Consider the following 18564-nt stretch of genomic DNA (forward strand, 5'->3'; position numbering starts at 1 on the left):
TCGCTCAGGCATCGATCGCCCCGGGGCTATGGATCATGGAGCCATGCTCGGGGTGGCCGGGTGACCTTAGCTATCCGGCGGATACGTCAATTTTCACGACGGGTCTTCGAGGGAGTCCTCTTCGGCGAACACTCCGGCCTCCACCGCCTTGACCGCGAGCGCGGTCCGGGAGGTCACCTTCAGTTTGCGCATCGCCGCTCGCAGCTGCTGGTCCACTGTGGCCGGCGACTTGGCCAGGACCCGGCTGATCTCGCGGTTCGTCTTGCCGGCGACGACCAGTTGGACCACGTCGAGCTCCCGGGGTGAGAGCTGGTCGCCGTATCCTCGCCGGCCGCCGCGCCACAGTCGCGGTACCTCGGCGCCGTGTTCACGAAGGCGCTGCGCGACCCGGTCCGCGTCGCCGCGGGCACCGAGCCTGAACAGTTGCTCGTACTGTGCGGCCAGCAGCTCCAGGCCCTGTTCGAGCTCGCCTTGGGCCACGAGCGCCTCGGCTCGACGCTCGCGGGCGAGCATGGCGTCATAGGGGCGCGACAACGCGCTCCAGGCGCACGCCGCTCGCTCGTATGCCGTCGCCGCGCGGGCGTGGTCCCCGGCCGCGTCGGCCAGTAGGGCACGGCACACCGCGAGGGCGGCGCGGGGCGCGGGGGCCGTACGGCCGCGCAGTCCCCGGGCGAACTGGTCGCCCAGACGGGTCGCGGCGTTCAGGTCGCCCGCGGCGAGGTGCGCCTCGATCCGGGCGGGGACGAGGTCCGTCGCCCAGACCCAGATGCCCTTTCGCCGGACGGTGTCCATCGGCTCGTTCGTGATCTGCAGCGCCCGGCCGCTGTTCCCGTCCGTCAGCCACAGCCTGGCCAGCGCGGCAGCGGCCTCCATCGTGTCGTCGGCTGCGCCGAGCCGCGCAGACTCCTCCAGGACCAGCCGGAACTGCTCCTCCGCCGCGCGCCGCCGGCCGGCCGCGGCGGCCAGCCGGGCCGCGAGGCGGACGCTGCCGAGGTAGTGCGCCGGCCGGTCGCGGTCGACGTCGACGAGTGCCGCGCTCAGCTCCGCGAGACCCTCCCACCGGCCGGTGAGCCACGCCAGGTTGGCCTGTTCGAGCCGGACGTTGTGCTGCAACCGGGACGCCTGCTCGGCCTCGGCGAGGCGCATGGCCACGGCGAGGTGTTCCTCCGCGTCGGCGTACCGGCCCCAGATCAGCGCGCCGGTCCCGACGTTGGTGTGGATGCGGGCCACGTCGAGCCGCTCCGCCGAGGTCGCGCCGTCGACGGGCAGGCCGGCGACGACGTCCCAAGCCTCCTCCTCGCCGAGCATGAGCAACGCCGCGGCCCGGTTGCCGGCCAGGTTCAGCCGCTCCGCGGGAGAGTCGCACGCGGCGGTGAGTTCAGCGGCGCGATCCAGCCAGCGCCGATGGGTCGACGCCGGCCACGGCCCCGCATAGGCCCAGCCCAGATAGGTCATCGCCCGGGCCGCCTCGACCGGGTCGTGGTCGAGGTTGGCCACCGCCTGCTCCAGCTCGCTGAGGGCGGCCTGCGCCTCACCCCCGGTGATCAGAAGCCGCCCCAGGGGGTTGCGGATCTCGGCCTGCTGGCGGGCCGAGAGACCCGGCGTCTCCAGCACCGAGCGCAGGGTACGGATCACGCGGTGGTAGACCTCGTCGACCGGTTCCCGACGACCCAGCGCGGCGACTCCGGCGAGCCGCGCGACCCGGGCCCGGTCCGCGGGCGGCAACACGGCCCACGCCAGCAGATCGACGAGCATGTCGACCGCCCTGGTGTGGTCGCCCGACGCCATGGCCAGCTCGGCGCCCTGCTCGGCGTACCGCGCCCAGGACTGCCGCTCCCCCGCCTCCCGGAAGTGGTGGGCGAGGCGTGCGACAGGCAGCGGGTGAATGCTCTCCAAGGCCTGGCCGGCCAGCAGGTGGAGGTGTCTGCGGTCGGTCAACGGGATCGCTTCGTAGACAGCCGTGGCGGCCAGCACGTGCCGGAACCGCCACCGGCCGCGGTCGTCCGCGTCCAGGACGCCGGCGTCGGCCGCTTCCGCGATGGCGGCTCGACACGCATCGGGTGACAGGTCCGCGGTCACCGCGATCGTGGTCGCCGACGACCGCTCGGCCAACGTCGCCGCGGCTCGCAACACCTGCTGCGCCGGCGGCGACAGCCGGCTCACCCGCTCGCGGGTGGAGTCGCGCACCGTCGGCGGCATCCGCAGCTCGCGCAGCTTCAGCCGGACCCACTGCCCGTCGCGGAAAACGAGGTCGGCGCGGTCGCACATGAGGCGAACCGACTCCTCCAGCGCCAGCGGAACACCACCGGTCCGCTCGTGCAGGAACGTCGCGAACTCCCGCGATATCGGGTTGCCGTCCAGCATCGAGGACACCAGCGCAGCGGTGTCGTCGCGTCGCATCGGCGTCAGGGCGATCCTCAGCTGGGTCACCCCGGCGGGCAACCGGGACGTCAACCGCAGCAGCAGCGACCCATCGGCCACCTCCTCCGGCCGGTAGGAGATCACGAGGCTCGGCCCGTCCGTCTGCTGCCGAGAGGCCACGAACAGCAGGAACTCCAAAGTCATCTCGTCGGCCCAGTGGGCGTCCTCCAGCACGAGGACGTCGACCCGCAGCGCCCGCAGCAGCTCGTCCAGGGCGCGGAACAGGCGATGCCGCGCCGCCTTCGCATCGTCCAAGGGCTGCAGTGCGGGCGGCAGGTCCGCGGACCATTCCGGGAACAGGGGCCGCAGCGCACCCGCCAGCGCGGTGAGCGGCAATCCCGACACCGGGCGGTCGATCCCGAGGAACGCGTCGACGATCGGCCCCAAGGTGAGCGACTCGCGAAGTGGCGGGCACACCGAGACCAGGGCGGTGCGCTGGTCCGGCACCGCCAACCACTCCCGCAGCAGTCGGCTCTTGCCGATGCCCGCCTCGCCCTCCACCAGCACGATCGCCGGCGGCCAGGCCAACGCGCCCCGTAGCGCCGCCATCTCCCGATCACGACCTACGAAATCCGGCGTGGAAACCGTCGGTGAATTTCCGTCGTCTTCGAGCGAGGGGTCGAGCATGGGTGATGATCTCGTTTTTCGAAGCTCGGGCGCAAGACATGGCGACGACTTCGCCTCGCGGGATGCTCCACCGAAATGGACGGCGTCCGGCGGGGCCGCCGTCATGCCAAAGAAACCTTTGATATTTGGCATATGCCAAAGTAGTCTTTGGCATATGCGCGTCACCGACCCTCAGGCGATCAAGGCCTTGGCCCACCCGCTACGGCTGGACCTGCTGCAACTGCTCGGCGCCACCGGCCCCGCCACCGCCGCGCAGTGCGGACGGGTGCTCGGCGTCCCGCAGGCGAACTGCTCCTTCCACCTGCGGCAACTGGCGAAGTACGGGTTCGTCGAGGAAGCCGGGCCAGGCGAGGACCGCCGCGAGCGCCAATGGCGGGTCACGGCCCGGCAGCCCACGATGCGGATCGATGCCGGCCCCGACCGCCTGCTGCGCCGACAGCTTGAAGGCACCGTCGTCGACCGGGAGACCGCCGCGATCCGCGGCTACGTCGACCGCGAGCACGACGAGGAGCCGGCCTGGCGGGCCGGGCTCGGCATCACCTCCGGCATCGCCGCACTGACCGCCGAGGAGGCCGCCGACCTCAAAGCGAAGTGGACCGCCCTGCTCGCGCCGTACCTCAACCGCAGCGCGGACACGCCGCCGGACCAGCGGCACATCCGATTCTTCTTCGCCGCCACCCCGATGGGAGAAGACCGATGACCCACGCCACCCCCCACCTCGACGTCTGCTGGAACCACGGCACGCCACGTCGGGCACGCACCGTCGAACCGGCCATCCAGATCCACTGGTACGGCGACCGCACCGCGATCCTGCGTCAGAGCAAGACGGTCAACTACGAGGCTCCGTTCATGTATCTGCTCATCGGCGACCAGCGGGCGCTGCTGCTGGACACCGGCGCCACGGCCGACCCCGAGCTGTTCCCGCTTCGGGCGACCGTCGACGACCTGCTCGCCCAGGCCACCGGCGACCCGGCATACCCCCTGGTGGTCGCGCACTCACATGGCCACGGCGACCATGTCGCCGCCGACCCGCAGTTCGCCGACCGGCCGGACACGACCGTCGTCGGCCGCGACGCCGACAGCGTACGAGAATTCTTCGGGCTGGCCTGGCCGACCGGCACCGCCGACTTCGATCTCGGCGGCCGTGCGCTGACGATCCTGGCCACGCCGGGCCACCACCAGGCGGCGATCACCGTGCACGACCACCTGAGCGGTTTCCTGCTCACCGGCGACACGGTGCTACCGGGACGGCTGTACGCCTTCGACTACCCCGCCTTCCTCGCGAGCCTCGACCGGCTGGTCGCCTACGCCGAGCAGCACCACGTCACGCACGTCCTCGGCTGCCACGTCGAGATGTCCGCCGAACCCGGACGCGACTTCCCGCTCGGCGCGACCTACCAGCCGGGCGAGCGCGCCCCGCAACTGACGGTCGGCCGGCTCAAGGCCGTCCGGGACGCCGCACACGCGGTCGCCGGACGGCGCGGCACGCACCGGTTCGACGACTTCGTCATCGTCAACGAACCCCGCAAACGCGACGTGATCAAATTGCTGGTGCGCGGACTCGCCCACAAGGCGACCGGCCGGTAGCCCGGACACGCTGAGCACGGCAGGCGCACAAGCAGGTCAGGGACCTGCGGAGTCGATGGGGCGGGCGCGGCAGAATCGCCGCAGGCCCGCCCTCCCGCGCAAGGCCGCTGTCCCATGCGCCTAAGGAACGGTGCCGCGGGGCACGACCCATCGGGTTTGCAGCCCGGAGACCGTAGCGATGTGCTCGAAATCGGAGTCGTAGTGGACGACCGTGGCGGCGTAGTGCTCCGCGATGGCCGCGGTGAGGATGTCCGGGCAGCCCGCAGCTCGATGCTGACTTCGCCGAGCGAGCATCGCCTGTATCTCACGTGCGCGACGGGCGATCTCCGGTGTCGGCGGGAGGTCGACGAAGCCGGCTGCTCGCAGAGCCGCCGTGCGCGCGTACTCTTCCGGGCTGCGCGCGGAGTAGAGCACCTCGAGGTCCACGACGACACAGGTGGCGAGCAGGCCGGCCCTGCCCATGCGGGTCAGCTCCGCCCGCACCGGGTCATGCTGAACGCGTGCGATCGCGCTGGTGTCGGCCAGGTACAGCCCCGCAGGGATCGCAGTCACCGGCGGGCTGCCGCCCGGACTTCGGGGTCTGCCAAGTCGGGGCTGCCCCAGACAAACGGGTCGTCGAAGACCTCGGCGCGTCGGCGACGTTCGGCGACGAAGGCGAGCGCCGCATTTACGGTATCGACCTTTGTCTTGGTGCCCAGTTCGCGAGCTGCCGCTTCCAGCTGGGCGTCGTCCAGATCAATTACAGTACGTGCCATGACATCAAGTATGCCTATCTTGATATCAAGATCGCAACGTGCGGCGATCTTGGGCGCGACCGGGCTTGAACCCTCGCCATGTCCCACCCCACCTAGCTATCCGCCCGGCCCATAGGATCGCCGCCCCGGCATGCCGGATGCGCCCACGCCGGCGCCAGCACAGGACCAGATCCGAATGGCCTCGACGGAGAGGTCTGCCAACCATCGGGCACCAGACTCCGGCTCCGCATATCGATCACTGGGGCTCTGACCGGCAAGGGCGGCCGCATACCCGTCTTCACCGCGCAGATCGTTCAGGCAGCTCAGCGTGATGGAGTGGGGCGGGCGCGGCAGAATGCGAAATCGGTGCTGGCCGTCGCGGGTGATCCGCTGATGATGCAGACGGCCAGGTCACGGCGACGCCTGGCATCCCGGGTCAGTGACCGATGACCCGTGCCTCTCGCGACGAGTCACCCACCGAGACGGTTGGCCCGCCTCGCTCGCTCCGGAAGCGGAGCGCCGATCCCGGCGGCGAAGTCGAGGAGGTCGCGGTGCCCGGGCAGGGCACTCCTGGATCAGGATGTGAGCACGGCCGGTGTCGCCGCGGCGGTGGGTGGTCCGTGCCCGCCCGTCCACCTGACACCGGCGCCGATCCGCACCAGCGCGCCGCCGGGTCCGTGCCCCGCCTGCCGAACGGCTGTCCAGCAGGCGGGGGGTTCGTACGGACCGCCGACGGTCACCTGCCTCACGCGGTGAGTTCACCCCGGATAGTGTGGCGAGTTCGGCGGGCCGGGACAGGAACGGCGAGTGTGAGGTGTTGATCCGCAGCACCCGCTCGGCTTGCGTGACGGGCGCACCGCCGTAGGAGTGCGCCACGACGACGACCGGCCCGCTGATCGCGGCGACGGCCGCATTCACCGCGGCAGCGTCGTCGTAGAGATCACCGAGCGTCGCGGGGTCGTCGCCGGACGTGGGAAGCGCGACGGTGTGCACGTCGAGGTCCGACAGCTGATCGATGAGCTGCTGCCAGGCCCAGGGCCCGTGCCAGGCTCCGTGTACAAGAAGGAGCGAGGGCGTTGTGCCCACAGTCCCGACTCGGGCTCAGTTGCCGGATGACGCCGCGATTGCCGCACGGACCTGCTGCGCGAAGCCGACCACGGTGAAGCCGGGGTCGATACCGTCGACAAGGATGATGTCGGAGATCGCATTGTTGGTACGCAGCGGGATGATCGCCTGGTACTCGGGCGAATTGTACCAGTTATCCACGTGTGCCCGGCTGGGGAACTCCATCAGGACCACGGACCCCTGCCAGGCACCCTCGACCACGTCGACGCCGCCCTGCGCCAGCCACTTGCCGCCGTACGGCCGCACCGTGGCCTCGACCTGCTCGAGGTAGCGCAGTCCCTGCTCGTTGGGGACGTTGCCGGGAATCCGCAGGTGATTGATCAGATAGGTGCTCATGAGAACCTCCAGTTCAGATTTTTGGATGACGCCCATAATCTAACAGGGCCACCGGCTTTTGGCTGACGGGTGTAATCTAAATCTCCGGACCGGGTCGACCCTGCGCCCCGGACAGGCAGCGCCACCGCTGGGCGGGGGGCGCGTCGACTCGAGTCGGAGAGGGCGGAGACGATGGCCAAGTCATCACGGGCCGAAGCCATGCGGCATCGCGAGGATGTGGTGAACGCGGCCTCGCGGCTGTTGCGGGAACGAGGCCCGGCAGGGCTCAGCGTGCAGGACCTGATGGCCGCCGCCGGGCTCACCCACGGCGGGTTCTACAAGCACTTCAGCTCGAAGGACCAGCTGATGGGCATCGCCGCCACATCGGCTTTCGGGGAGATCCTGACGCTGATGGTCGCCATCCGCGCCGAGGCGCCCGACGTCGCCCAGGCACGGTCCGCCCTGCTGAGCCGGTACCTGTCGGTCGAGTCCCGAGACGCGCCGGGAGAGGGCTGCGCCAACGCGGCACTGGCGTCCGACGCCGCACGGTCGGCGCCCGATAGCCCCCTGCGGGAGTCGTACGTCGCCGGGGTCGCGCAAACGATCGGGCAACTGGCGGCTTACCAGGATGCGCCGGGACGCGACCCGCAGGAGGCACGTCGCGCGGCGATCACCGATTTCGCGGCCATGGTCGGCGCCCTCGTCCTGTCGCGGGCCACCAGCGGATCCGACCTGTCCGATGAAATTCTCCAGGTCGTGCGGCAAGCTCTGATCGAGTCGCCCCGCGGCTGACCGGCAAGCCCCGACAGATCACCGATTTCGAGGCATATAGGCAGGTCAGAGACCTGCAGAGCCGGTGGGGCGAGCGCGGCAGAATGCGAAATCGGTTCTGGCTGTCGTGGGTGATCCGCTGCCGGTACAGGCAGCCAGGTCACGGCGGACGCCGGGCACCCCCGGACGGTGGCCGATGAGCCGCATCCACGACAGGTCACATGCCGAAACGGGCAGCCCGCCTCGCCCGCTCCGGTAACGGCGCACCGATCTCGGCGGCGTAGTCGCTGCCAGACAACGATCCGATCCGCAGGCGGTCGGCGCATACCCTTGCTTCACGCCGGCCGAAGCCGCGAGCATTAGCACCTGAGCGGGCACCTGCGCTCCGCGAACTTTCTCGGAGCGGATGACAACTCCGCGCATGCCGATAGCCCTCTTGTGTTGCGTACGCCGAAGACGATCGCGTACGACATCACGGGAGGAACCCATGAACCTGAACCTGAAGCGACTTTCGGTGCTCGCGGCGGCAGGCGCGGCCCTGCTCGTAGCGGCCGCCAGCCCGGCGCAGGCCGAGGAGCCGCTCTACCCGGCCGCCCTCACGCACACGCGCCTGGTGCTGGACCCGGCCGAACGCGGATACACCGGCACGATGCAGTTCACCGTCACCCACCGGGGTACGACGGCCAACCCGAACCTGAGCGTCGTCATCGTGGAGCCGACGGCCCACTCGTGGGACAGCATCAGCATCGACACGCCTTGTATGTTCAACTACGGCGAGGACCAGCGCCGGACCATCGGCTGCGGACTGGAGTCGTTCGAGGCTGGACAGACGCGGACCTACACGCTTACCTTCCACGCGTACACGCCGGTGCAGACCGTGCCGATGGTGGCCACGGGCGGCCGGCTCAGCATCGTGGACGGTATCGCCGGCACGGTGAGCAAGGTACGCGACTTCGACGCCACGTTCCGGGGCGCCAACGGCAAGCTGAAGGACCCGGTGCCCTATGTCCAGGACACCCAGACCGACATGACCCTCACCGCAGGCGGCAGCGTGACGCTCGTACGCCAGGCGGACGGCTCGTTCCTGGGCCGCCTGCCGATGACGCTGGCCTGGCATGGCGACGCGCCGAACAACGAGGTGTGGGTCGGCGTGGACGTCCCGGCCGGCTGGTACACGCCGGACACCGAGCCCAGCGCCAACGCGCCGTGCTGGACCGGCTGCTCCGCACCGGGCGGCAACTGGTTCGACGGCGAGGTGCGCTCGTTCGACATGCTCATCCACGCGCCGGAGGACACCGTAATCGGTTCGACCGGCACGATCTCCTCGACCGTGCAGAACGGCTGGGGATTCACGCCCATCACGGACGTGACGCCGGCCGACAACACGGTGACCTTTTCGTACACGGTCGCCGGCTGACCACGAACCCGCGTCGTCTCCATCGCGACCACGACAAACGATCAAGGTCTGGCTCGAGAGCCAGACCTTGATCGACTACCTTCTGACAGCACGGCTCGCGTACTGCCAGATTGGTGGGGCGGGCGGGACTCGAACCCGCGACCGAGGGATTATGAGTCCCCTGCTCTAACCTGCTGAGCTACCGCCCCGCGCCGGATCATCCCGGCGCGCATAGCGTAGCGAATCTGAGCCGCCGCTCACACGCCTGATATCAGCGCGACACTCCTGGCCGGTCGGCCATGGCCCGCGGGCAGCGCCCCGATATCGGATCGCACCGGCGAGCCCGGTCCCCTACCGTCGCGACATGCCGATTCCCTTGACGCCGATCCCCGCCGACGCCGACCTGCCGACCTGGCTCGACGGCCTGGGCACCCGCTTCGCCGCCTTCGAACGGCAGGGCTCCGGCTGCCTGTCGTACGGCATCGCCACGTCTCCTGGGCGGCGCTTCGTGAAGGTGTTCCGGGCCGAGCACGACCGGCTGCTGCACCGCGCACTGTCGGTGCACGCGGCGGTGGCGCACGAGTCGATCGTCGCGCCCCTGGCCGCGTACCGGCTGCGCTCGGGCGAGTCCGTGCTGGTGTACCCGTGGCGGGACGGCGGGGTGCTGTACCCGGCTGATCCGCGCGGGGCTGCGGTGCGCACGGACCCCGACGGTGCGATGGCCCGTTTCCGGGCGCTGCCGGCGGACCGGGTGGAGGCGGCGCTGGACGCGGTGCTCGACGCCCATGTCGCGGTGGCCGCGGCGGGCCTGGTCGCGGTGGACTTCTACGACGGCTGCCTGCTGTACGACTTCGCCGCGTCCCGGATGCACCTCGTCGACGTGGACGAGTACCGGCCGGGGCCGTTCACGCTGGAGGCGGACCGCCTGCCCGGCTCGACCCGGTTCATGGCCCCGGAGGAGTTCCGCCGCGGCGCGGTGATCGACGAGCGGACCACGGTGTTCCACCTGGGCCGGATGCTGCGCCTGCTGCTGGACGCGGGCGACGTCGAGGCCGCGTGGCGCGGCACGGACCGCCAAGCGGCCGTGATCACCACGGCGACCGCCTCGCGCCCCGAAGGCCGCCACGCCACCGTCGCCGAGTTGACCGAGGCCTGGCGGGCCGTGACGGCGTGAGCTGCACAAAGACCGGTGGGCCCGACAGTCGTCGAGCCCACCGGAGGTGTTCGGGAACTACGGGCGCGGCACGCCGCCGTAGGGCGGCTTCTTCTTCACGATGAACTGCTCGGCGGGGTCACCGCACTCGGTGACGACGCCTTCGTTGTTCTCGTCGCCGCTGTACTCGGCGACCCACTGGAAGGCGCCGGGGACGCGGGGCCGGAACTCACCGGACGTGTAGTCGCCGTTGCCGGCGACGTCCACCACGGAGGTGAAGACGGGGGTACGCGAGCAGGTCGCGTCGCCGGGTCCGTACAGGTTGAAGGTGATGGTGCCGGTCGGGTCGTCGCCGCCGGACAGGGTGGCGATGTCGGTGACCGGCTTGCCGATGTAGGTGGTGCCTCGCGACACCCGGGTGGTGAGGACCGGCGTGACCTGGTCGCCGCGAACGACCACGGTCTCGTTCTCATCGCCGCACTGGGTCGCGACCTCTTCGTTGTTGGCGTCACCGCTGTAGGTGGCGATCCACCGGTAGGTGCCGGCCGCGTCGGGGGTGAAGTCGCCCGATTCGTAGGTCGTGCCGTCGGGGGTCACCGTCACCGGGTCCGAGGTGAACACCGGGTCGGTGGCGCAGTCCTCGTCGTTCGGGCCGTACAGGGTGAAGACGATCGAGCCGGTGGCGCGCAGGCCGCCGGTCAGGGTCGCGGTGTCGCTGACGGCCGCGCCCAGGTCCACCTCGGGGTCGGTCACGTTGGTGGCCAGCGTCGGCACGGCGCGGACGGTGACCTGCTCGAGCTCGTCGTTGCAGGCCGTGCCGGCGAGCGCGTTGTTGGCGTCACCGCTGTAGTCGGCACGCCACCGGTAGGTGCCGGCCACGGTCGGCGTGAACGGGTCGGACTGGTAGGGGCCGTTGCCGGTGACCGTCCGGGTCGAGGTGGTGACCGGGGCCTCCTCGCAGACGTCGTCCCCGGGGCCGTACAGGCTGAACGTGAGCGTGCCCGTCGGCTGGTAGCCGCCGGTGAGCCGGGACCGGTCGAAGATCGGTTCGCCCAGCGGGACGTCGTCGGAGGCAAGCGTCCGCACCCGCGGCGTGGCCTGGAGAACGTCCGTGTCCTCGCCCTCGTCGTTGCACCCCGACACGATCGTCTCGGTGCCGGTGCTGAACCGGACGATCCATCGGTACGTCCCCGGTGCCGTCGGGACGAAGTCGCCCGAGCGGAAGTCACCGGATCCGCTGGTCACGACGGTCGGGTTGAAGATGATGTCGCCGGTGCACTCCGCGTCGTCCGGCCCGTACAGCTCGAAGACGAGCGAGCCGGCCACCCCGTCGGCGACCTCGCTCACCGTGGCCGTGTCGAAGATCGCGTTGCCGATGGTCACGTCCGGGGACGCGGCGGTCTCCAGATCCTGCAGTGCCTTGTTCAGGCCGGGCATGCCGGCCGTGGCGGCCGAAGCCGCTCCGGTCACCAGGGCCAGGCTGAGCAGCGCCGTGTGCGCCGCTCGGCGGGCTGTCCGGTGGAGTCGGGTTGTCATACGCAATGCCTCCGCTGCGTGAGATGACGTCTGAGGTGCGAAAACACCGAGACGGAGCATATGACCGACAACAGCAGCAAATGAGGCAAAACCGTCATACACGTCTTTTATTCGCATTATGTGAGCGCGAAGGGCAGCAAAAAACCCCGGCCACAAGGCCGGGGTTTGTCTGCTGGCTCCCCCACTTGGACTCGAACCAAGAACCTGCCGGTTAACAGCCGGCTGCTCTGCCAATTGAGCTACAGGGGAATGTGCTCTTAGCGACCCTGCGGATCTCTCCTCAGCGGCGCGCCTCGACAAGACTACAGGACGCTCCCCCGGGTATGGCAAACGGGTAACCCTGGCCGGTCTGGTGTCGCGGTGTGCCCGCAACAGGCAGGATGGGGCGTACTACGCGATCGAGGCTGAGGAGGCACGATGGGGAAGCTGGTGTGGTTCGCCGCGGGTGCGGCCGTCGGGTTCGTGTTCGGCACCCGCGCCGGACGGCAGACCTACGACGACCTGGTGGCCACCACGCGCAAGGTGATGGAGCACCCCACGGTGCAGGAGGCGGCGGGCCTGGTCCAGGCGCAGGCCGCGAAGCTCTACGACGAGGGCCTGCGCAAGCTGAACCAGCAGGTCTGAAGCCTCTTTTCGCGCAGACCTATCCGGCGCGGCCGACCCCCGGCATCGGGCGGTCCGCCGCGCCGTCGAGTCCCACCGCGCCCAGTTCGTCGCGGGCGGCGTCGAGTTCCTCGATGCCGTCGACCTCCAGGTGGTCGCAGCCGGCGTGCACCCCGCCGAGCACCGCGGCCAGCATCGACCGGGCGACCGCGGCGAGATCGGTGCCGTCGGCGTGGTGCCCCAGCCGCAGCTTCACCACCGACAGCCGGGCGCGGCGCAGCCGGGTGAGCGCCTGGGCCGGGCTCTCCGCGGCATGGGCGAGCTGCTCGGCGCTCAGGCAGGCGCCGATGCGCGCCGGGTCGGCGCGCTCCAGCAGCCGTACGACATCCTGCGAGCCCGTGACCAGTGTGTTCGGCGCGGCCTCGACCGCGACCCGCACGAGCCGACCGGTGTGCCAGGCGATCTCGGTCAGGCCGCCGCTGAGGTCGGCCATCAGCCGGGTCGCCACCTGCCACTCGCGTTCGCGCTGCTCTCGGCGGACCTCGTCGGCCGCGGTGTCGGTCTCGGCGTCGGCCGCGTCACCGGTGAGCGCGGCGACAGCCGAGCGCGGCAGCGTGGTGGAGATGGAGCCGTGAGCGCTGTCCTCGGGCAGCAGGTCGACCAGCACCCGGGCCAGGTCGAGGGTGTGCATCCACCAGGTGCGCCAGCTGCCGTCGGGCGGCGTTACGTCGGGGCCGGTGTCGAGGGTGACCACCTCCAGCCGCCGCACGGCCAGCTCGTGGCGCAGCCGCTGACGCAGCCCGAGCGAGGAGGCGAGGGTGGCGGCGAGGATGGGCCCGAGCCGCAGGCTCACGCTGAGCACGTCGGCGAACAGGCGCTGGCGCTGCGGCACGACGCGGGCGTCCAGCGTCTTCAAGAGCGCGCGCACGTCCTTGACGTTCTCGACGGACACGACGGTCGCCACGTGCACAGTCTGTCCGTCGGGGTGTCGTAGGCGCATCGGTCACCTCCGCCCGGCGGCGTGTTGCCGAGAACGTACCTGCCTGATCCACATCAGACAAATAGAACCTAACAAATGAGCGCATGAGCATGATCTCGCTCATGCGCTCATTCACGCCCGAACAGGTTTAACGGCAGAGCACGGAGGTAAGGCGGCGGCTCGCCACCCACAGGCCGACAGCCAGCATGACCAGCAGGTATGCCACGTTGCCGAGCATCGACCAGGAGAGCATGCCGGTGGTGATGCCCCGGATCAGTTCCACCGCGTGGTACAGCGGAGTGGTCGCGATCAGGATCTCCACCGGCAGCGGGTAGTCCTGCACCGGCGAGAACGTGCCGGAGAACAGGAACAGCGCGAACTGCCCGGTGCTGATCAGGTCGAAGTCCTGCCAGCCGCGGATGAACGTGCTCACCGCCATGCCGACCGCGCCGAACGCCAGGCCCACCAGCCAGGTCGCGGGGAAGGCCAGCAGCGCCCAGCCGGGCGTGGTCAGGCCCAGCGCCACCATGACGACCAGGAAGGCTCCGGTGTACAGCGAACCGCGGATCATCGCCCAGGTCAGCTCGCCGGTCGCGATCTCCATTGGGCGCAGCGGGGTGGCCAGCATGGCGTCGTACGTCTTGACGTACTTGAACTTGAAGAAGAAGTTGAAGGTGGTCTCGGCCAGCGCGCCGGACATCGCCGAGACCGCCAGCATCGCCGGGGCGACGAAGTTGGCGTACGGCAGCACCTCGCCGTTCTTCAAGGTCAGGTCGCCGACGAGCGCGCCGACGCCGACGCCGATGGACAGCAGGTAGAGCACCGGCTCGAAGAAGCCCGAGGCCAGGACCAGCCAGTACGCGGGGCCGGAGCGCAGCGCCCCGACGTTGCGGTTGATGACCGCGCCCACCCGCGCGGGCGAGAGCCGGTTGCCGCGGGCGACCCGCGCGACGGCATACGTGGTGACCATGGTCCGTCCCCTCAGTCCGCGAGCCGGCGGCGGAAAGCGCGCAGCGCCAGCAGATAACCCAGCCCGGCCCAGGCCAGCAGGTAGCCCACGTGCGCGGCGACGGGCCACGGCGGCGCGACGCCCAGCGTGGCCGCCCGGCACAGCTCCACGGCGTGCCACAGCGGCGACGCGTACGCCAGCGGCCGCAGCAGCTCAGGCAGCTGCGACACCGGGAAGAACACCCCGGCGAACAGCGTCGACGGGATCACCAGGAACCGGAACAGCAGCGCGAAGTAGCTGTCGTTCTCGATCGAGGCCGCGAACGCCGAGGTCGGCGCGGAGACCGCGACCCCGAGCAGCGCGCACACTAACGGGGTGAGCACCACCCACGGCGAGTGGATCGCCCCGAACGCGGCGCTGACCCCGAGGAACACCACCGAGGCGATGATCACCCGGAACATGATGTAGAGCTGGTGGCCGCCGATCATGTCGCCGATGCGCACCGGGGTGGCCCGCATGGCGTGGAACCCGCGGGTCCACTTGAAGTCGCCCAGGATCGGGAAGGTCGACTCCCCCACCGCCATCTGGAACGCGGTCGAGGCGAGCACGCCCGGCACGATCCAGTCGAGGTAGCTGACGCCGTCGACACCGCTGATGTAGCCGCCCACCCCGATGCCGATGCTGAGCACGAACAGCACCGGCAGGATGAACGACGAGAAGACCGAGGCCTGCCAGAGCCGCCGGTACGAGACCAGCGCCCGGTTGAACACCGCGAACGTGCCGTCCATCAGTCGACCAGCGTCCGGCCGGTGAGGATCAGGAACACGTCCTCCAGGGTCGAGCGCCGCACCAGCACGCTGGACGGGGTGAAGCCGCGCCGGTGCACCTCGTTCACGGCCGCGTCGCCGTCGGCGCTGTACAGCAGCAGCCGGTCCGGCAGCGGGTCGAGGCGCTCGCCGATGCCCGCGAGCTTCTCCACGTACGTCGCCGGGGCGTCGTCGCCGAAGCGCAGCTCGACGACCTCGCGGGTGGAGTACGTCTCGATGAGGTGGCGCGGCGAACCCTCGGCGACGATCTTGCCCGCGTCCATCACCACGAGCCGGTCGCACAGCTGCTCGGCCTCGTCCATGTAGTGCGTGGTCAGCACCAGCGTGACGCCGCGCTGCTTGAGCCGGAACAGCCGCTCCCACAGCAGGTGGCGGGCCTGCGGGTCGAGGCCGGTGGTGGGCTCGTCGAGCAGCACCAGGTCGGGTTCGTTGATCATCGCGCGGGCGATGGACAGCCGGCGCTTCATGCCGCCCGACAGCGGGTCGACGGTGCTGCCCGACTTCTCCGTGAGCTGCACGAACTCCAGCAGCTCGGTGGCGCGGCGGCGGCCCTCGGCGCGCGGGATGCCGAAGTAGCGCGCGTAGGTGGTCAGGTTCTCGAACACGGTGAGGTCGGGGTCGAGGTTGTCGGTCTGCGGGCACACGCCCAGCCGGGCGCGGATCGCGGGGCCCTCGCGCACCGGGTCCATGCCCAGGATGCGCAGCTCACCGGCGGTCGGCGTCGACACGCAGCCGATCATGCGCATGGTGGAGGACTTGCCCGCGCCGTTGGGGCCCAGGAAGCCGAACGCCTCGCCGGGTGCGACCTCCAGGTCGATGCCGTCCACCGCGGTGAAGTCGCCGAACCGCTTGACCAGTCCGCGGGCATGGATCATCGGGGGTCGTTGGTCACTCACGCGGCGACCCTATCCCCGGCCCCCGACAAACTCGCGCCCTTTTTCCCGATTAATCGATCAACCTGCCTGTGGTCCGGGCCGCGGCGCCGCTGACGAAGATCGCTGTTTCCGGTCAATACGCGCGGTTGGATCGCGCAATTCGACCTGAAACAGCGATCTCCACCCAGCCCCGCGACAGTTCGAGGTTAAGAAGGGCACCTTCCTCTACGCATAGCGATAAGAAGGTGCCCTTCCTTCGCGCGCAGCGCAGCGCAGGGTGGCGCGGGGCGCGCGGGGCGGGGCGGCGGGTGGTCAGAGGTCGCCGCGGGTGGCGGCGATGAGTTGGTCGGTGGCGGCGACGGTGGCGGGGTCGTCGCCGTCGGTGCCGTGGTCGTAGCGCACGGTCCAGGACAGGCCGTTCACGCCGGGGACGCGGCGGGCGAAGATCCAGGCGCCGCCGCCGGGCAGCTCGTGGTGCTGCGGATGCTGCACCGAGCTGGTCACCCGCAGGCGCACCTGGTGCGGCAGGTGGTCGGGGTCGGTGAGCTTGAGGCGCACCGGGGTGCCGTCGGCGACCACCTCGTAGCCGGCGCGCTCGGCGACGACCTCGGCCGGGGTGACCACCAGCGCCTCGCCGTCCCAGACCGCCTTGTCGATGCGGTGCCAGCCGGTGCGCTGCTCGTCCCACCACAGGCCGAGGTTGGTGGCGACGACGGTGTCCTCGCCCATCGGGGCCCAGGCCAGCACCCGCTCGTCGGCGGTCAGCTGCGGGCGGCGCTCCGCGGGCAGCGTACGCCGCCCGCCGAACAGTCGAAACTTCATCAGAGCCCTCCGGCGGCCTTCTCCTTGAGCGCCCGGGAGTGCTGCTCCAGGGCGACGAGTTCGGTGAACCGCGCCCGGTACTCGTCGGACTCGGTGACCGGGTTGATCCGCTGCAGCCGCGACTTCACCTCGCCGATGCGCTGGTTGAGCCCGGCGAGCTGGAGGCGGGCCAGCACGACGTGCAGGTAGCCGGAGTCCGGCTCGCCGTCGTAGCGCACCGGCTCCACGGCCAGCTCCATGACCAGCATCTGCGCGGCCAGGTCGGCGCAGGCGTCGCGCACGCTGTTGACCCAGCCCGCCCCGGCCACCCCGGCGCACGCGCCGCCGGCCGCGGCGATCGCCGCTCGGACGTCGCGGTACGGCGGGTGGGCGTAGAGGGTCTCGTCGACCGCGTCGAACACCGGGCCGGCCAGCACCGGCTGCTGGATCGCCAGCTTGAGCGCCTCGCGCTCGACCACCAGGCGCGGGCTGTCGGGGGTGGCCGCGGCCGGGCGGGGCGCGGGCACCGTCGCGCCGTCGGCGCCGCGGATCGCGGTACGCACCTGGTCGACGTCGACGCCGAGGTCCCCGGCGAGCTTCTGGGCGTACCCGGTGAGCAGTGACCGGTCCTTGATCTTCGCGACCATGGGCGCGGTGGTGCGCAGCGCGGCCACCCGGCCCTCGACCGTGTCCAGGTCGAAGCGGGCCAGCGTCGAGCGCAGCGCGAACGCGATCAGCGGCTCGCGGCGGGCCACCAGGTCGCGCACGGCCAGGTCGCCCCGGGCCAGGCGCAACTCGCAGGGGTCCATGCCGTCCGGACTGACCGCGATGAACGTCTGCCCGACGAAACGCTGGTCGTCGCCGAACGCGCGCAGCGCCGCCTTCTGCCCCGCGGCGTCGCCGTCGAAGGTGAAGATGATCTCTCCGGCGTACGCGTCGGTGTCGAGCAGCAGCCGCCGCAGCACCCCGATGTGGTCCGCGCCGAACGACGTGCCGCACGTCGCCACGGCCGTGGTCACCCCGGCCAGGTGGCACGCCATCACGTCGGTGTACCCCTCGACGATCACCGCCCGGCCCTGCTTGGCGATCTCGCGTTTGGCCTGGTCGATGCCGTAGAGCACGTGCGACTTCTTGTACAGCGGCGTCTCGGGGGTGTTCAGGTACTTCGGGCCGTCGTCGTCGTCGAACAGCTTGCGCGCCCCGAAACCGATCACATCGCCGGAGACGTCCCGGATCGGCCACAGCAGGCGGCGGCGGAACCGGTCGACCAGGCTGCCCGAACGCGCGGGCCGGGCCAGGCCCGCGGTCTCCATCTCGGCGGCGGTGAAGCCGCGCCCGCGCAGGTGCTTGACCAGCAGGTCCCACTCCACCGGCGCGAAGCCGCAGCCGTATCGCTGGGCCGCGTCCCGGTCGAAGCCACGCTCGGCGAGGAACTCCCGGGCCGCTCGCGCCCCCGGCGCGAGCAGCTGCTCGGCGTAGAACTCCTGGGCCGCGGCGTGCGCGGCGACCAGGCGCTGGCGCTGGCCGTGCTGCGGGCGCTCGACCGCCGGGCCGCCCTCGATCCGGCGCAGCTGGATGCCCGCCCGGTCGGCCAGCCGCTCGACGGACTCGATGAAGCTCAGGTGATCGATCTTCTGCACGAAGTTGATCACGTCGCCGCCCTCGCCGCAGCCGTGACAGAACCACACGTTGCGGGCCTGGGACACGGTGAACGACGGGGTCTTCTCGTCGTGGAACGGGCACAGCCCCTTGAGGTTGCCGCCGCCCGCGTTCTTCAGGGTGACCTGCTCACCGGCCACGTCCACGATCGAGCTGCGCTCGCGTACGAGCGCGATGTCCTCATCACGGATGCGACCCCCGGCCAT

General features: G+C 70.6%; 17 protein-coding genes, 2 tRNA genes and 1 pseudogene. 6 read left to right on the forward strand and 14 right to left on the reverse strand.

The genetic code is table 11. The features are described from left to right. Positions 1 to 93: 93 nt before the first annotated feature. On the reverse strand, positions 94 to 3048 hold the full coding sequence (locus AB0B66_RS35470; protein WP_360538325.1) for an AAA family ATPase: 2955 nt from the start codon (positions 3046 to 3048) through the stop codon (positions 94 to 96). A 154-nt stretch (positions 3049 to 3202) separates the two neighbouring features. On the opposite strand from AB0B66_RS35470, the gene AB0B66_RS35475 reads away from it, so the two are divergent. Together AB0B66_RS35475 and AB0B66_RS35480 are read left to right on the forward strand one after the other, a co-directional pair. Beyond that, the gene (locus AB0B66_RS35475; RefSeq protein WP_360538327.1) at positions 3203 to 3748 is read left to right on the forward strand and encodes a helix-turn-helix domain-containing protein; all 546 of its coding nucleotides are present in this window, start codon (positions 3203 to 3205) and stop codon (positions 3746 to 3748) included. After that, positions 3745 to 4635 (forward strand): MBL fold metallo-hydrolase, encoded by an 891-nt coding sequence (locus AB0B66_RS35480; protein WP_360538329.1) that lies wholly within the window; start codon positions 3745 to 3747, stop codon positions 4633 to 4635. The genes AB0B66_RS35475 and AB0B66_RS35480 overlap by 4 nt, the downstream gene beginning before the upstream one ends. A 120-nt stretch (positions 4636 to 4755) precedes the next feature. Here AB0B66_RS35480 and AB0B66_RS35485 read toward each other — a convergent pair whose 3' ends face one another. From AB0B66_RS35485 to AB0B66_RS35500, 4 genes are all read right to left on the reverse strand, one after another. Beyond that, positions 4756 to 5187: a PIN domain nuclease gene (locus tag AB0B66_RS35485; RefSeq protein ID WP_360538331.1), complete on the reverse strand. Its 432-nt coding sequence runs from the start codon at positions 5185 to 5187 to the stop codon at positions 4756 to 4758. Continuing rightward, on the reverse strand, positions 5184 to 5390 hold the full coding sequence (locus AB0B66_RS35490) for a type II toxin-antitoxin system VapB family antitoxin (RefSeq protein WP_360538333.1): 207 nt from the start codon (positions 5388 to 5390) through the stop codon (positions 5184 to 5186). Before AB0B66_RS35490 ends, AB0B66_RS35485 begins: the two co-directional genes overlap by 4 nt. Before the next feature lie 390 nt (positions 5391 to 5780). Continuing rightward, positions 5781 to 6455 (reverse strand): alpha/beta hydrolase, encoded by a 675-nt coding sequence (locus AB0B66_RS35495; protein WP_360538335.1) that lies wholly within the window; start codon positions 6453 to 6455, stop codon positions 5781 to 5783. 15 nt (positions 6456 to 6470) lie between these two features. Continuing rightward, entirely contained in the window at positions 6471 to 6830 is a 360-nt protein-coding gene (locus AB0B66_RS35500; protein WP_360538337.1) for a DUF1330 domain-containing protein, read from the reverse strand. A 171-nt stretch (positions 6831 to 7001) separates the two neighbouring features. On the opposite strand from AB0B66_RS35500, the gene AB0B66_RS35505 reads away from it, so the two are divergent. Then, the gene (locus tag AB0B66_RS35505) at positions 7002 to 7601 is read left to right on the forward strand and encodes a TetR/AcrR family transcriptional regulator (RefSeq protein WP_360538339.1); all 600 of its coding nucleotides are present in this window, start codon (positions 7002 to 7004) and stop codon (positions 7599 to 7601) included. 466 nt (positions 7602 to 8067) lie between these two features. Further along, positions 8068 to 8997, forward strand: coding sequence for a hypothetical protein (locus AB0B66_RS35510; RefSeq protein ID WP_360538341.1), 930 nt, complete (start codon positions 8068 to 8070; stop codon positions 8995 to 8997). Between the two features lie 111 nt (positions 8998 to 9108). Here the strand turns inward: AB0B66_RS35510 and AB0B66_RS35515 are convergent. Next, positions 9109 to 9185 (reverse strand) — tRNA-Ile (locus tag AB0B66_RS35515). Between the two features lie 155 nt (positions 9186 to 9340). Between AB0B66_RS35515 and AB0B66_RS35520 the strand changes: the two genes are divergently transcribed. After that, a complete protein-coding gene (locus AB0B66_RS35520; protein WP_360538343.1) occupies positions 9341 to 10150 on the forward strand; it encodes a serine/threonine protein kinase in 810 nt (269 codons plus the stop codon). Between the two features lie 57 nt (positions 10151 to 10207). Here the strand turns inward: AB0B66_RS35520 and AB0B66_RS35525 are convergent, their stop codons facing one another. After that, complete coding sequence (locus AB0B66_RS35525) at positions 10208 to 11665, reverse strand: hypothetical protein (RefSeq protein WP_360538345.1); 1458 nt, start codon at positions 11663 to 11665, stop codon at positions 10208 to 10210. Between the two features lie 173 nt (positions 11666 to 11838). Beyond that, positions 11839 to 11914, reverse strand: a tRNA-Asn gene (locus AB0B66_RS35530). 168 nt (positions 11915 to 12082) lie between these two features. Between AB0B66_RS35530 and AB0B66_RS35535 the strand changes: the two are divergent. Then, positions 12083 to 12280: pseudogene (locus AB0B66_RS35535) on the forward strand (hypothetical protein); the annotation flags it as partial. A gap of 28 nt (positions 12281 to 12308) precedes the next feature. On the opposite strand, the gene AB0B66_RS35540 reads toward AB0B66_RS35535, so the two are convergent. The 6 genes from AB0B66_RS35540 to dnaG all read right to left on the reverse strand — a co-directional run bounded on the left by AB0B66_RS35540 (position 12309) and on the right by dnaG (position 18564). After that, positions 12309 to 13232: a hypothetical protein gene (locus tag AB0B66_RS35540; RefSeq protein WP_360538347.1), complete on the reverse strand. Its 924-nt coding sequence runs from the start codon at positions 13230 to 13232 to the stop codon at positions 12309 to 12311. Positions 13233 to 13395: 163 nt separating this feature from the next. Then, positions 13396 to 14217: an ABC transporter permease gene (locus AB0B66_RS35545; RefSeq protein ID WP_360538349.1), complete on the reverse strand. Its 822-nt coding sequence runs from the start codon at positions 14215 to 14217 to the stop codon at positions 13396 to 13398. Between the two features lie 11 nt (positions 14218 to 14228). Then, positions 14229 to 14984 (reverse strand): ABC transporter permease, encoded by a 756-nt coding sequence (locus AB0B66_RS35550; protein ID WP_360538351.1) that lies wholly within the window; start codon positions 14982 to 14984, stop codon positions 14229 to 14231. Further along, positions 14984 to 15898 (reverse strand): ABC transporter ATP-binding protein, encoded by a 915-nt coding sequence (locus AB0B66_RS35555; RefSeq protein WP_360538417.1) that lies wholly within the window; start codon positions 15896 to 15898, stop codon positions 14984 to 14986. Before AB0B66_RS35555 ends, AB0B66_RS35550 begins: the two co-directional genes overlap by 1 nt. 312 nt (positions 15899 to 16210) lie before the next feature. After that, positions 16211 to 16720 (reverse strand): hypothetical protein, encoded by a 510-nt coding sequence (locus tag AB0B66_RS35560; protein ID WP_360538353.1) that lies wholly within the window; start codon positions 16718 to 16720, stop codon positions 16211 to 16213. Further along, on the reverse strand, positions 16720 to 18564 hold the full coding sequence (gene dnaG / locus AB0B66_RS35565) for a DNA primase (protein WP_360538355.1): 1845 nt from the start codon (positions 18562 to 18564) through the stop codon (positions 16720 to 16722). Before dnaG ends, AB0B66_RS35560 begins: the two co-directional genes overlap by 1 nt.

The sequence above is a fragment of the Catellatospora sp. NPDC049111 genome, assembly GCF_040648615.1.
In the GTDB taxonomy this organism is placed as follows: domain Bacteria; phylum Actinomycetota; class Actinomycetes; order Mycobacteriales; family Micromonosporaceae; genus Catellatospora; species Catellatospora aurea.

What these genes read in the sequence shown, in the direction of transcription:
- AB0B66_RS35475 (WP_360538327.1), top strand. Translation starts at nt 3,203, where the DNA reads ATGCGCGTCACCGACCCTCAGGCGATCAAGGCCTTGGCCCACCCGCTA.
- AB0B66_RS35505 (WP_360538339.1), top strand. Translation starts at nt 7,002, where the DNA reads ATGGCCAAGTCATCACGGGCCGAAGCCATGCGGCATCGCGAGGATGTG.
- AB0B66_RS35510 (WP_360538341.1), top strand. Translation starts at nt 8,068, where the DNA reads ATGAACCTGAACCTGAAGCGACTTTCGGTGCTCGCGGCGGCAGGCGCG.
- AB0B66_RS35520 (WP_360538343.1), top strand. Translation starts at nt 9,341, where the DNA reads ATGCCGATTCCCTTGACGCCGATCCCCGCCGACGCCGACCTGCCGACC.
- AB0B66_RS35480 (WP_360538329.1), top strand. Translation starts at nt 3,745, where the DNA reads ATGACCCACGCCACCCCCCACCTCGACGTCTGCTGGAACCACGGCACG.
- AB0B66_RS35470 (WP_360538325.1), bottom strand. Translation starts at nt 3,048, where the DNA reads ATGCTCGACCCCTCGCTCGAAGACGACGGAAATTCACCGACGGTTTCC.
- AB0B66_RS35560 (WP_360538353.1), bottom strand. Translation starts at nt 16,720, where the DNA reads ATGAAGTTTCGACTGTTCGGCGGGCGGCGTACGCTGCCCGCGGAGCGC.
- AB0B66_RS35490 (WP_360538333.1), bottom strand. Translation starts at nt 5,390, where the DNA reads ATGGCACGTACTGTAATTGATCTGGACGACGCCCAGCTGGAAGCGGCA.
- AB0B66_RS35500 (WP_360538337.1), bottom strand. Translation starts at nt 6,830, where the DNA reads ATGAGCACCTATCTGATCAATCACCTGCGGATTCCCGGCAACGTCCCC.
- AB0B66_RS35545 (WP_360538349.1), bottom strand. Translation starts at nt 14,217, where the DNA reads ATGGTCACCACGTATGCCGTCGCGCGGGTCGCCCGCGGCAACCGGCTC.
- AB0B66_RS35525 (WP_360538345.1), bottom strand. Translation starts at nt 11,665, where the DNA reads ATGACAACCCGACTCCACCGGACAGCCCGCCGAGCGGCGCACACGGCG.
- dnaG (WP_360538355.1), bottom strand. Translation starts at nt 18,564, where the DNA reads ATGGCCGGGGGTCGCATCCGTGATGAGGACATCGCGCTCGTACGCGAG.
- AB0B66_RS35555 (WP_360538417.1), bottom strand. Translation starts at nt 15,898, where the DNA reads ATGATCCATGCCCGCGGACTGGTCAAGCGGTTCGGCGACTTCACCGCG.
- AB0B66_RS35550 (WP_360538351.1), bottom strand. Translation starts at nt 14,984, where the DNA reads ATGGACGGCACGTTCGCGGTGTTCAACCGGGCGCTGGTCTCGTACCGG.